This window comes from Pseudoxanthomonas sp. JBR18 (assembly GCF_028198165.1).
GTDB lineage: Bacteria > Pseudomonadota > Gammaproteobacteria > Xanthomonadales > Xanthomonadaceae > Pseudoxanthomonas_A.
On sequence record NZ_CP116339.1, the window covers coordinates 3,063,328 to 3,076,435 of the forward strand.

The 13,108-nt window shown below is 66.5% G+C and carries 6 protein-coding genes and 1 pseudogene; all 7 read left to right on the top strand.

Annotated elements, in window-relative coordinates; all coding sequences use genetic code 11:
* The first annotated feature begins 95 nt into the window (after positions 1 to 95).
* The 7 genes and pseudogenes from PJ250_RS13845 (at position 96) to PJ250_RS13875 (ending at position 12,889) form a co-directional block, all read left to right on the top strand.
* On the top strand, positions 96 to 1,928 hold the full coding sequence (locus PJ250_RS13845; RefSeq protein WP_271645163.1) for a DUF885 domain-containing protein: 1,833 nt from the start codon (positions 96 to 98) through the stop codon (positions 1,926 to 1,928).
* The gene (locus tag PJ250_RS13850) at positions 1,925 to 3,739 is read left to right on the top strand and encodes a DUF885 domain-containing protein (RefSeq protein WP_271645164.1); all 1,815 of its coding nucleotides are present in this window, start codon (positions 1,925 to 1,927) and stop codon (positions 3,737 to 3,739) included. Before PJ250_RS13845 ends, PJ250_RS13850 begins: the two co-directional genes overlap by 4 nt.
* 108 nt (positions 3,740 to 3,847) lie before the next feature.
* Positions 3,848 to 5,419: an APC family permease gene (locus PJ250_RS13855; RefSeq protein ID WP_271645165.1), complete on the top strand. Its 1,572-nt coding sequence runs from the start codon at positions 3,848 to 3,850 to the stop codon at positions 5,417 to 5,419.
* Between the two features lie 244 nt (positions 5,420 to 5,663).
* A pseudogene (locus PJ250_RS13860) lies at positions 5,664 to 7,193 on the top strand (DUF5597 domain-containing protein); the annotation flags it as partial.
* Between the two features lie 38 nt (positions 7,194 to 7,231).
* The gene (locus PJ250_RS13865; RefSeq protein ID WP_271645166.1) at positions 7,232 to 7,528 is read left to right on the top strand and encodes a flagellar basal body rod protein FlgC; all 297 of its coding nucleotides are present in this window, start codon (positions 7,232 to 7,234) and stop codon (positions 7,526 to 7,528) included.
* A gap of 191 nt (positions 7,529 to 7,719) precedes the next feature.
* Positions 7,720 to 10,071: a glucosidase family protein gene (locus PJ250_RS13870; protein ID WP_271645167.1), complete on the top strand. Its 2,352-nt coding sequence runs from the start codon at positions 7,720 to 7,722 to the stop codon at positions 10,069 to 10,071.
* A gap of 442 nt (positions 10,072 to 10,513) precedes the next feature.
* Positions 10,514 to 12,889 (top strand): glycoside hydrolase family 127 protein, encoded by a 2,376-nt coding sequence (locus PJ250_RS13875; RefSeq protein ID WP_271648651.1) that lies wholly within the window; start codon positions 10,514 to 10,516, stop codon positions 12,887 to 12,889.
* Positions 12,890 to 13,108 lie beyond the last annotated feature (219 nt).

Consider the following 13,108-nt stretch of genomic DNA (forward strand, 5'->3'; position numbering starts at 1 on the left):
CGCGCGGACCGCGCTCGCAGTGACCGCGCGCGCTGGCTTTTAGTTTTTCGTCGGTCTTGTCATGGCCGCATCGTGGCCTTCCATGGAGTGAGTGCATGAACCTGTTCCGTCCTCTTGTTGCCAGCGTGCTGGCTGCTGCCTTGTGTACGGCCTGCAAGCCGGATGCGCAGGCGCCAACGTCCCAGGTCTCAAGCAGTGCGGCCTCTGCGCAGCAGGCCGCCAAGGCCTTTGATGCGTTGCTGGACGTGCAGTGGCAGTACCAGCTGCAGCACAGCCCGGAGTTCGCCAGCATCATTGGCGACAAGCGCTACAACGACCGCTGGAGTGACTACTCGCTGGCCGCGGTCGAGGCCGACCGCAAGGCCACGGCCGATTTGCTGGCCCGGTTCAAGGCGGTCGATGCGCGTGCACTGGACGAGCAGCGCCAGCTCAGCCTGAAGATGATGCTGGGCCAGCTGCAGGACAAACTGGAGTCGATCCGGCTGAAGAATTACGAAATGCCGCTGGAACCGGTGGGCGGCATCCAGCTGTCGCTGGCCGGGCAGGGCGATGCGTTTCCGTTCGACGATGCCAAGGATTTCCAGGACTACATCAAGCGCCTGCAGGCGGTGCCGGTGGTGATCGACCAGGTGATCGAGGTCTCGCGCCAGGGCGCCAAGGACCACCTCATCCAGCCGCGCTATCTGCTGGAAAAGCTGCCCGCACAGATCACCAAGATCGCAGCGCCCTCTGGGGCCGACAGCGCGTTTGCCTCGCCGCTGAAAAAGCTCGACCAGGCCGTGGCCGATCCGGCCCAGCGTGAGCAACTGCGCGCGCAGTTGATCGCGGCCATCGATGACCAGGTGCGCCCGGCCTATACCAAGCTGGCCGCGTTCGTGCGCGACGAGTACGCCGCGCAAGGGCGTGAGCACGAAGGCTTGTGGTCCTTGCCCGATGGCGATGCGCGTTACCGGTTTGCCATCCACACCCAGACCACCACCGACAAGTCGCCCGAGGAGATCCACCAGATCGGCCTGAGCGAGGTGGCGCGGATCGAGGGCGAGATGACCGCGATCGCCAAGGCCCAGGGTTATCCGGACCTGGCCAGCTTCCGCGAGGCGGTGGCCACCGACAAGTCGCACTTCGCCAAGAACAGCGAGCAGATCCTGGACCTCTATCGCGGCTATATCGCCGGGATGGAGCCCGAGCTGCCCAAGCTGTTCGGCCGCCTGCCCAAGACGCCGTTGATCGTGCAGGGCATGCCGGCGTTCCGCCGCGAGGCGCCCGGTGCCGAGTACTGGCAAAGCAACCCGCAAGGCACCAAGCCGGCCATCGTGATGGTCAATGCCAACGATGCCACCGAGCGCACCTTGGTCAACATCGAGACCACCGCCTACCACGAGGGCGTGCCTGGCCATCACCTGCAGATCTCGCTGGCCCAGACCCTGCCGCTGCCGCCGTTCCGCCAGCAGGCCGGCTACAACGCCTTCATCGAAGGCTGGGCGCTGTATGCCGAACGCCTGGCCGGCGAGGTGGGCTTCTACAAGGATCCTTACAGCGCCTATGGCCACCTGGCCGGGGAACTGCTGCGTGCCAACCGCCTGGTCCTGGATACCGGCGTGCACTACAAGCACTGGACCCGCCAGCAGATGGTGGACTTCTTCCACGCCCACCCGTCCGACGACGAGCCCAGCATCCAGGCCGAGACCGACCGCTACATCGTCTGGCCGGGCCAGGCGCTGGGCTACAAGCTGGGCCAGCTGGACATCCTGGCGCTGCGCGCCAAGGCCAAACAGGCGCTGGGCGACAAGTTCGACATCCGCGCCTTCCACGACGAGATCCTCGGCGGCGGCGCCATGCCGCTGGACCTGCTGGATGCACGGATCGATGCGTGGATCGCACAGGTCCAGGCCGCACCGGCTGCCCCCAACACCAAGGAGACTCCATGAGCTTTCGTGCCCCCCTGTCCTTGGCGCTGCTGCTGGCCATGACCAGCACCGGTCTGGCCGTCCACGCTGGCGATGCCAGCGCCGCCGTGGCGCCCACCACCGGCACCGCCCCGGCCAGCGATGCGGCGGCGCGCTTCAAGGCGCTGTACACGCGCGAATGGGCCTGGCGCCAGGAGCAGGACGCCGGTGGCGATGACGAAAACGGTAACAGCAGGCCGGCCGATCACCTGCCCAAGGTCGATCCGGCCACCCAGGCCATGCGCACCGCTTACTGGCAGCAGGTGATGGGCGAACTGAAGACTATCCCCCAGGACCAGCTGTCGGCGGTGGACCAGGTCAACTACCAGGTCTACCAGCAGCAGATCCAGGTACTGCTGGACCAGCAGCGCTTCCATGCCTGGGAGATGCCGTTCAACAGCGACACCGCGTTCTGGACCAACCTGGGGTTCACCGCGCGCGGCACCTTCCACAACGCCGAGGACTATCGCCGTTACCTGGCCCAGCTGGCCGATATCCCGCGCTACTTCGACGACCAGACCCGCAACATGCGCGCGGGCCTGGCGCGTGGTTTCAGCGTGCCGCGCGTGACCTTGACCGGCCGCGACCAATCGATTGCCGATGTGGCCAACGCCAAGGGCGAAGCCAATCTGTTCTACACCCCGTTCAAGCAGATGCCGTCCAGCATCCCCGCCGCCGAACAGGCCCAACTGCGGCAGCAGGCGCTGGCGGCGATCTCCAGCAGCGTGATCCCGGCCTACGACAAGCTGCTGCACTTCATCCGCCAGGAGTACTTCCCCAAGGCACGCAAGACGTTGGCCGCCGAAGCCATGCCCGATGGCAAGGCCTACTACCGCGCGCAGATCCGCGAGTTCGTCACCGAAGACATGGATCCCGAGCAGATCCACCGCATTGGCCTTGAGGAAGTGGCCAGCCTGCGCAAGCAGATGCAGCAGGTGATGGACGAGGTGGGCTTCAAGGGCAGCTTCTCCGAGTTTCTGACCTTCCTGCGCACCGATCCGCAGTTCTATGCCAAGACCCCGCAGGAACTGCTGGACCACGCGGCCTGGATCGCCAAGACCATGGACGGCAACCTGGGGAAGTTCTTCGGCCGGGTGCCGCGCCAGCGCTTCACCATCAAGCCGGTGCCCGACGACCTGGCCCCGTTCTACACCGGTGGCCGCGGCGGCATGGACACCTATTGGCTCAACACCTACAACCTGCCGTCGCGGCCGCTGTACGTGCTGCCGGCGCTGACCCTGCATGAGTCCTCGCCAGGTCACTCGCTGCAGATGTCGCTGGCGGCCGAAGACACCGATCTGCCCGACTTTCGCCGCTACACCTATATCTCCGCCTATGGCGAGGGCTGGGCGCTGTACTGCGAATACCTGGGCCAGGAAATGGGCATGTACACCACGCCCTACGAGCGCTTTGGCTACCTGACCTACCAGATGTGGCGCGCGGCACGGCTGGTCATCGATACCGGCGTCCACCACCAAGGCTGGACCCGCGAACAGGCGCTGGCCTACCTGCGCGACAACGCCGCCCTGAGCGAGCACGAGATCACCACCGAGGTGGATCGCTACATCGCCTGGCCGGGCCAGGCCCTGTCCTACTACCTGGGCGAGCTGGAGATCCTGAAGTTGCGCAAGCAGGCGCAAGCGGCGCTGGGCGACAAGTTCGACATCCGCAACTTCCACGACGCGGTGCTGTCGCTGGGCTCGGTGCCGCTGCCGGTGCTGGACGCACGGATCGAGCGCTTCATCGCCGAGGGCGGCAAGTCGCCCTGGGCCGATCAGGACCCGAGCCGGTAGCGCGCAGCTTGCTGCGCTGGGAGCTTCACCGGTAGCGCCTCAGCCGAGCGAGCTGGGCGCTACAAAAAATGCCGGGCACGCGCGGCTTTACTTCTTGCGGGGACATCCATGGCAGCACAGGGCAAGTTCCACAAACGTCTCAGCCTCACCGACCTGACCTTCATCGGGCTGGGGTCGATCTTCGGCTCGGGCTGGCTGTTTGCCGCCAGCCACGTGTCCTCCATTGCCGGGCCGGCCGGGATCCTGTCCTGGATCGTCGGCGGCATCGCCGTGTTCCTGCTGGGCCTGGTGTATTGCGAACTGGGCGCGGCACTGCCGCGCGCCGGCGGCGTGGTGCGCTACCCCGAGTATTCGCACGGGACGCTGCTGGGCTGGCTGACCGGCTTCATCACCCTGATCGCCTTTTCCAGCCTGATCGCCATCGAAGTGGAAGCCTGCCGGCAGTACGCCGCGGCCTGGTTCCCGTCGCTGAGTCAGCCTGGCAGCACCCATCCCAGCCTGTCCGGCTGGCTGCTGCAGTTTGGCCTGCTGGTGCTGTTCTTCCTGCTGAACTACTTCAGCGTCAAGACCTTCGCCCTGGCCAACAACATCATCAGCGTGTTCAAGTTTTTGGTGCCGCTGCTGGTGATCGTGCTGCTGCTGGCGCACTTCAATGGCGACAATCTGACCAGCCACGGGTTCGCGCCTTCCGGTGCTGCGGGCGTGGAGGCGGCGATCTCCGCCGGCGGCATCATCTTCGCCTACCTGGGACTGACGCCGATTGTGTCGGTGGCTAGCGAGGTGCGTGATCCGCAGCGCACCATTCCCATCGCCTTGATCCTGTCGGTGGCGCTGTCCACGGTGATCTACGTGCTGCTGCAGCTCTCGTTCCTGGGCGCGGTGCCGGGCACCGCACTGGCCAACGGCTGGGCCGGCATGGACAAGCTGTTCTCACTGCCGTATCGCGATATCGCCCTGGCGCTGGGCCTGGGCTGGCTGGCCACGCTGGTGGTGGCCGATGCGGTGGTCTCGCCCAGCGGCACCGGCAACATCTACATGAACGCCACGCCGCGGGTGGTCTATGGCTGGGCACGCAGCAGCGGCTTTTTGTCGGTGCTGACCCGGGTGGACGCCAAGTCGGGCATTCCGCGTCCGGCGCTGTGGCTGAGTTTTGCGCTGTCGGTGTTCTGGACCCTGCCGTTTCCTTCATGGGACACGCTGATCGGAGTGGTGTCGGCGGCCCTGGTGCTGAGCTATGCCATCGCGCCGGTGACCGTGGCGGCGCTGCGGCGCAGTGCACCTGACTTGCCGCGGCCGTTCCTGGTCAAGGGCCTGGCGGTGCTGGGCCCGCTGTCGTTCATGATCGCCGCGCTGATCGTCTACTGGTCCACCTGGGCCACGGTGTCCTGGCTGCTGGGCCTGCAGGTGCTGATCTATAGCGGCTATGTGCTCTCGCAGCTGTCCGATGCAGCGCGGCGGGCGCGGGTGCTGTGCCAGGTGCGCAGCTCGGCGTGGCTGATCGCGTTCTTCATCGGGGTGATGGCGGTGTCGTACCTGGGCACCTTCGGTGGCATCGGCGCCATCGCCCATCCGTGGGACACGGCGTGCGTGGCGGTGCTCGCGTTCTTCATCTACCAATGGGGCGCACGCAGTGGCCTGCCCAGCAGCGACTTGAAGCTGGAGGAAGACGATGGCGAATGAGCATTTGTCGGATGCCTGCGAGGGCGAGGTCGTTGGGTTGAGCGGCCTCGTCGCGGCCGGTGCAGCGCCTGGGATGCGGCGGATCATGAGCAGGCAGATGAGAGCGGCTTGGGCAGCGATGAGTCATTTCCGGCCTGGCCGCCATCCGGGCCCGGCCCGCCGCGGCGCCATCGACGCCCAACGCGCCTGGGCGCTGAAGCCGCTCCTGCGCCGGCTGGTATGCGCCGCGCTGCTGCTGCCTGGGCTGGCCTGCGCCGAGCAGATGCCGCGCTTTGTCAGTCAAGACGGGCGCCATGCGCTGATCGTCGACGGCGCCCCGTACACGGTGCTGGCCGCGCAGCTGCACAACTCCTCGGCCTGGCCGGCGGCGTTGCCCAAGGCGCTGGACCAGGTGGTGGCGCTGCATGCCAACACGGTGGAGGCGCCGGTGTATTGGGAGCAGTTCGAGCCTGCACCGGGCAAGTTCGACACCACCAACGTCGATGCCTTGGTCGAACAGGCGCGCCAGCGCGGCCTGCGCGTGGCGCTGCTGTGGTTCGGCACCTGGAAGAACGGCCAGATGCATTACGTGCCCGAGTGGATCAAGCGCGACGAGGCCCAATACCCGCGCATGCGCGATGCCGACGGCCAGCCGGTGGATGTGCTGTCGCCGTATGCGCCGGCCAATGTGGAGGCCGATACGCGCGCGTTTGCAGCGTTGATGGCGCACCTGCGCAAGATCGATGGCGATCGCCATACCGTGATCCTGGTCCAGGTCGAAAACGAGCCCGGGGCCATCGGCACCGTGCGCGACCACGGCCCGGCTGCCGATGCCGCGTTCGCCCAGCCGGTGCCGGCGCAGATCGCCGCCAAGCTCGGCAAGCCGGCGGGCAGCTGGCAGCAGCTGTTCGGGCCGGAAGCGGCCGAAGCGTTCAATGCCTACGGCATCGCCCACTACATCGAGCAGGTCACCGCCGCGGGCAAACGCGCCTATCCGCTGCCGATGTACGTCAATACCTGGCTACGCTACAAGGGCAAGAAATTCCCGGGCCTGGATTACCCATCGGGCGGGGCGACGGTCAACGTGTTCGACCTGTGGCGGGCGGCCACCCCGTCGGTGGACTTCATCGGCACCGACATCTACACCAGCGACTACAACGAATACACCAAGGTGATCGGCCAGTACGCGCGGACGGACAATCCGGCCTGGGTGTCGGAAACCGGCTTCGAGGCGGCCACCGCGCCGTTCCTTTATCACGTGCTGGGGCAGGGCGGGATTGGCTTTTCGGTGTTCGGGATCGACGGCAATACGGACAGTGCCGACAACCGCGCGGCCATCGCCGCCCATGCCGCCAACTTTGGTCAGCTTGCGCCGTTGCAGCGCATGGTGGCCAAGGCCGCGTTCGAGGGCCGGCTGCAGGCCATCGCCGAGCAGCCCGGCCAGCCGCAGCGCACGCTGGTGCTCGGCCCCTGGCAGGCCAAGGTGTCCTTCGGGGCGCCGCATTGGGGCGATGCGCCGCCGATCCTGCCCGGTACCGAGGACCACGGCGGACGGCTGCTGGTGCTCCAGCAGGGGCCCGATCAATTCCTGGTGACCGGGATGGCGGCGCGGATTGAATTTTTCCGCGAGGCGGCCGATAACCAACATGGACAGCTGCTGCGGGTGGAGCAGGGCCGGTACGTCGAGGGGCAATGGCGGTTCGAGCGCCTGCTCAATGGCGATGAAACCGACTACGGGCTCAACTTCGGCCGCGACGATCCCCCCGTGTTGCGGGTGACCGTCGGGACCTACTGACCGCCGCAGCCGTCCTTGCCTTTGCTTAGGATGCGCCCATGAGCCTGACGTCCATCTCCAGTTCCGGCATGCAGGTCGCGGCGATGCGCCAGGACGTGGCAGCCGGCAATATCGCCCGCTCGGTCGTGCCGGGTGCTCCGCGTCAAGGCGTAGCGGCCAGCACCTTGCCTGATGGCGGGGTGAGCGGGTCTGTAGTCGCTGCGCCCGCTGGCGAGGACGGCATGGTCACCGACCTGGTGGACAGCCTGTCGGCGCGCAACGACTTCCAGGCCAACGCCGCGGTGCTGGCGCGCTCGGACCAGATGCTGGGTAGCTTGCTGGACGATTGGGCTTGAGCGATCGCCCTGGCCCGGGGGGGCAGGGCCTGCAATCTCCCGCGCGTCCCGCGTGGTGATGCTCTGCGCGGCGTCTGTGGCTTGGCGCCCAGGTTGTGCACGATTCCGCGTCGCTACCACCGCCATCCCACAAGACGCAGCGCGCTGCGGCTGCGCACGATGCAGGCTGGTCATTGCATGAGTGAACGGAGATGGATCGGAGAGCATTCCTGCGTCAGGGCGTGGTCGCCACGGCAGCCATTTGCGTGGGACCGGCTGTCGCGGCCTCGCCCACCACTGCATCTCAAGCCGTTCCACCGCCGCGTCCAGGCCTGCAGCCGCTGCCTGAGGCGGGCTTTGTCGGGCACGCCGTGTTGTGCCAATTCCAGCATCTGGGCAGTCAGTGGACGGTCTATGAGGACCAGCGTTCGCCCCAGGGCGTGCTGAGCCTGGCCTGTGCCGAGGGCGTGCTGGCGCTGGGCAAGCGCACCGAGGCGGTATGGGGCAGTCAGACGCCGCCGTATTTCGGCATGCCGCTGGCCAAGGTGGCGATGGCCCAGGCCGACCTGCTCGCCGACCGGCTGCTGCGAGACGGAGACCCACGCGAGGATGAAGTGCGCGATGCGGCGCCGCCGCCGGCCTCGCGGCTGGACCCCAAGGACACCAACGGCCGGCTGCCGTGGACCACCTTCGTGGGCACGGTGCAGGGCAACGACACCATGCAGGTCTATCCGGACGGACGCACCCGCACCTATCGGGCGATTCAGGCATTTCCCGAGTTGGCCGATGCAGACCAGGTCGCCCATCGCGACGAAGGCTTGCTGGGCGGCTGGATGCCGGCGGTCCACAAAGTGATTCCGGCAGGTGCGGGCCGCTGGTATGACCTGCTGGTGTTCGCCGACGTGGACGCGCAGGACAAGTTCGTGGTCCAGACCTGGCATCGCGCGGTGCTGGTCGAACACAGCGTGGCGGTCAAGACCGTCTACGGCTACAGCTATCCGGACTTTCCGCCGCGGCGTGCCCCGGCCAAGCCAGAGGATTTCTATCGTGGCCTGATCGACTTCGCCGCCAGCTGGCAGGCGCGATTGGCCGATTTTTCGGCGCTGCAGCTGCCCGATGCCAGCTGGTCGGACATGGCACGCTTTGCGTTCGCCCGCGAACTGGTGGTGCGCCCGCTGGGCGTATACCCCAAGTACGGCGCGGTGGACCGCGACTACTACGGCAACGAGTACGACGGTTTCCAGGATACGTTCACCAGCTCGCTGTACGCCAACCTGGAATGGGGCCGCTTCGCTCAGGCCGGTGCCGTGCTGGACAACTACCTGTCCGAATACACCGCGCCCGACGGCATGGTCAACATGCGCGGGCCGGAGACCGGCCAGTTCGGCTTGACCCTGTCGCTGCTGGCGCGCTACCTGCGCTACACCGGCGATGTGGCGCTGCTGCGCAAGCACCAGGGCAAGATCGTGGCCACCGCGCAGATCCTGGTCGAGCTGCACGAGGCCAGCCTTGCGCTGCCAAAGACCGATCGCGGCCATGGGCTGATCCACGGCTGGAGCGAGTCCGATGCCTGCCTGTATCCCGACCCGACGCTGTGGTGGAAACCGTACTTCGGCAACAGCGCACTGGCGATCCGCGGCTGGGAAGACATCGCCGCGGTGTGGCCGGTGCTGGCCGGCACGGCCGGTGCCAGCGCGCAATGGCGCCAGCGTGCGAGGCAACTGCGCAAGCGCTTGCTCGACAGCATCCGCGCCAATGTGCGACATGATCTCAGCCCGGCCTATCTGGGACCGTTGCCCGGCACCACGGAAACCTTTCGCCAAGCGATGTCGCAGGACGATCCCAGCAAGAGCGAGCAGCTGTGGTCGCACCGTGCCTATGCCGAACTGCTGCAGGCCGATGTGCTGCCCGATGACCTGGCCAACCTGGTGATCGACTGCCTGCGCGGCCACGGCGGCACCACCTTGGGCATCGTGTCCAACATCTGGAAGCCCAGCCCCGAAGCGCGCGACATCCTGGGCTTCATCTCCTACGGCTACGCGCAGCAGCAGCTGCGCCTGGACCGCATCGAGGAATACCTGCTGTTTCTCTACGCCCACCGCTACCAGGCCCACACCCGTGGCAGCTGGACCGCAGGCGAGGTCGCCGGCATCACCGGCGGCATGCCGCTGTTCTGCATGCCGGCGCAGATGACCGTGCCGCTGCTGCTGCGTTGGATGCTGGTGTTCGACCAGGGCGATGAATTGTTCTTGGCACGGGCCGTGCCACGCGATTGGCTGGCCAGCGGCGAGCCAATCGAGATTGCCGATGCGCCGACACCCTGGGGCAAGGTCGGCCTGTCGCTACGCGCCGAGGCGGACGAGCGGTTGATCACCGCCGAGGTCGTGCTTCCGCCCTCGCGGCCCAAGGCGATCTGGCTCACCTTGCGAGCGCCGTCCGGCACGCGCTTGAAGGATGTGAAAGTCGCTGGTGTTGCTGCCCAACCCGTGGGCCCGCATGGGGATCGACTCGCGTTGCCGCTCAGCGCTGCGGGCAGGATCAAGATCCAGGCGCGCTACGACTGAGCTTGTCCACGCAAGCAGGACCTCGGCTTTGCGCAGGCATCTGGGCTGTCGGCAAGGACCAGGTGCACCTGGTCCCTTCCCATGCCCTGGCGCCGTTTGCACAGGCGGCGCGCCGGTCCGGTGATGCCCGGCGCTGGCAAAGTCAGGGGGTCTGCGGGCGATTTCATGCGCAAATCCGCGCCAGGAGCTGCTTCAGCGCGCAAGACCTCGGTGCGCCTGCGGTGTGATAGTCCTTGACAGCCCCGCCAGCGATGCAGGCCCATGGCGGCGCCGTGGCGGCATGCCGGCAAACGCCGATCGATGGTGTGCCTGCGCCGCGCGGTGACGGGGTGATCCAGTCAGCGAGAGAGCACTCCATGCGCCCACCTTCAAGCCCGATTGCGTCCTGCCCACGTCAGGGTCGGCCGACATGAGCGACCAACCCAACCTCCCTGTGCCGGGGATGCCGATGGACGATGCGGTCCATACCGGGTTGACCGAGGTTTCGCGGCGCCGCTTCCTGCAATGGAGCGCGCTGGCGGTGGCCGCCGGCTTTCTGCGCTTTCCCCTCGATGCAGCCGCAGCGACGGCCGGCAAGGTCAGCGCGGTGCCGCTGCAGGACGTGACGCTCAAACCGTCGATGTTCCTGGACTCCCTGCAGACCAATCGTCGCTATCTGTTCGAACTGGAGCCGGACCGGCTGCTGCACAACTTCCTCCAGTACGCCGGCCTGCCGCCCAAGGGCGAGGTCTATGGCGGCTGGGAAGGCGACACCATCGCCGGCCACACCCTCGGCCATTACCTGAGCGCGCTGTCGAAGATGTACGCGCAGACTGGCGATGAACAGGTCAGGCAGCGTGTCGACTACATCGTCAATGAGTTGGCGCGTGCGCAGGCGCAGGACAAGGATGGCTACGTGGGCGGTCTGACCCGCAAGACCGACGATGGCAAGATCGTCGGCGGCAAGAGCGTGTTTGAGGACATGCGTGGCGGCGCGGTCAAGGGCAGTGCGTTCAACATCAATGGCAGCTGGTCGCCGCTGTACACCGTGCACAAGCTGTTCGCCGGCCTGCTCGATGCCAACGCCCTGGCCGACAATGCCCAGGCGCTGCAGGTGCTCACGCCGCTGGCCGGCTATTTTGCCGGCGTGTTCGATGCGCTCGATCACGCCCAGATGCAGAGCCTGCTCGATACCGAGTTCGGCGGGCTCAACGAGTCCTACATCGAGCTGGGCGCGCGCACCGGCAACCCGCGCTGGATCGCGGTGGGCAAGCGTCTGCGACACGAGAAGATCATCGACCCGACCATCGCCGGCAGGGATGACCTGCCGCATCACCACGCCAATACCCAGGTCCCCAAGTTCATCGGCGAGGCGCGCCAGTTCGAAGTGGCCGGCGATGCCGACTCGGCCGCCGCGGCGCGCTTCTTCTGGGAGACGGTGACCCAACACTACAGCTACGTCATCGGGGGCAATGCCGACCGCGAATACTTCCAGCAACCGGACACCATCGCCTCGTTCCTGACCGAGCAGACCTGCGAGCATTGCAACAGCTACAACATGCTCAAGCTGACCCGGCACCTGTACCAGTGGACGCCGCAGGCGCGCTATTTCGATTACTACGAACGCACCCTGCACAACCACACCATGGCCGCCCAGCATCCGGCCACCGGCATGTTCACCTACATGACGCCGATGATCAGCGGCGGTGCTCGCGACTACTCGGACAAGTTCGATTCGTTCTGGTGCTGCGTGGGCAGCGGCATGGAGGCGCATGCCCAGTTCGGTGACTCGATCTACTGGCAGGACGGGCAGTCGCTTTACGTCAATCTGTACATCCCGTCGCGTCTGGACTGGAAGGCGGGCGATCTTGCGCTCGAACTGGACAGCAGCGTGCCCGACAACGGCCGCGTGCGGCTGCAGGTCACCCGTGCCGGCGACAAGGCGCCGCGCCGACTGCTGCTGCGCATCCCGGCGTGGAGCCAAGGCCGGTACGTCCTGCAACTCAATGGCCGCAAGACCCAAGGCACGGTCGCGGACGGCTATGTCGCGCTGGAGCGCGACTGGCAGGCGGGTGACCTGGTCGAGATCGCGTTCGATACGCCGCTGCGACTGGAGCATGCCGAAGGCGACCCGGAGACCGTGGTGGTGATGCGTGGCCCGCTGGCGCTGGCGGCCGATCTTGGCCCGGTCAGTGACCCCTATGACACGCCAGATCCGGCACTGGTCGCCGATGTCTCGCCATTGTCGGGCTTCAGCGCATTGCCCGAGCCAGGCCGCTACCTGTCCAGCACCACGCGGCCGCAGGCGCTGGAATTCTCGCCGTTCTATGCCCAGCACGAGCGCCGCAGTGCGCTGTACTTCAAGCGCATGGATTCGCAGCAGTGGGCGCGGGAAGCGGCGCGTCGCGAGCACGAGCAGCAGGCGAGGGCAGCACTGATGGCCAGTGCAGTGGACATGATCCAGTTCGGCAACGAGGCCTCCGAGAACGCGCACAATCTCAGCAGCGACACCTCGTTTGGCGGCGCCTACCGCCGCCAGGAATGCCGCGACGTGCGCGGCAAGGGCTTCGTCGAGTTCCAGATGCAGGGCGGCGACCAGCCGATGGCGTTGCGGCTGCGCTTCTGGGGCAGCGACAAGGGCCGCTTCAACATCCTCATCGACGGCCAGCTCGCGGTCGAAGTGCAGGTCGACCGCAGCCAGGTCATCGACTTCATCGATCGTGACTATCCGCTGCCGCAGGCGTTGACCCGCGGCAAGAAGCTGTTGACCTTCCGTTTCGAGCCGCAGCACGGCGACACCGCCGGTCCGCTCTTCGGTGGTTGGCTGATTCGGGTCTGATCGGGTCGCGTGTTGTCCTGCCTGACACACCCCCGCGGAGCTTCAACGACAATCCAGTGCATGCTTGTGCTGCCGCTGGCCCTGCCGCCTCAAGGCCGCGGCATTCGCTGATCCCGCAATCATGCAAATTTCCGCGCCCAACACTGGGATTTGCAACAAGACGTGACGGCGGCAAGCCGGCACATTGTGACCATCAAGTTAAAAGTTCACCGGGGATTG

Bases quoted from the DNA above. Each gene is read 5' to 3' on its own strand.
- PJ250_RS13845 (WP_271645163.1), top strand. From the start codon at position 96: ATGAACCTGTTCCGTCCTCTTGTTGCCAGCGTGCTGGCTGCTGCCTTG.
- PJ250_RS13850 (WP_271645164.1), top strand. From the start codon at position 1,925: ATGAGCTTTCGTGCCCCCCTGTCCTTGGCGCTGCTGCTGGCCATGACC.
- PJ250_RS13855 (WP_271645165.1), top strand. From the start codon at position 3,848: ATGGCAGCACAGGGCAAGTTCCACAAACGTCTCAGCCTCACCGACCTG.
- PJ250_RS13865 (WP_271645166.1), top strand. From the start codon at position 7,232: ATGAGCCTGACGTCCATCTCCAGTTCCGGCATGCAGGTCGCGGCGATG.
- PJ250_RS13870 (WP_271645167.1), top strand. From the start codon at position 7,720: ATGGATCGGAGAGCATTCCTGCGTCAGGGCGTGGTCGCCACGGCAGCC.
- PJ250_RS13875 (WP_271648651.1), top strand. From the start codon at position 10,514: ATGCCGATGGACGATGCGGTCCATACCGGGTTGACCGAGGTTTCGCGG.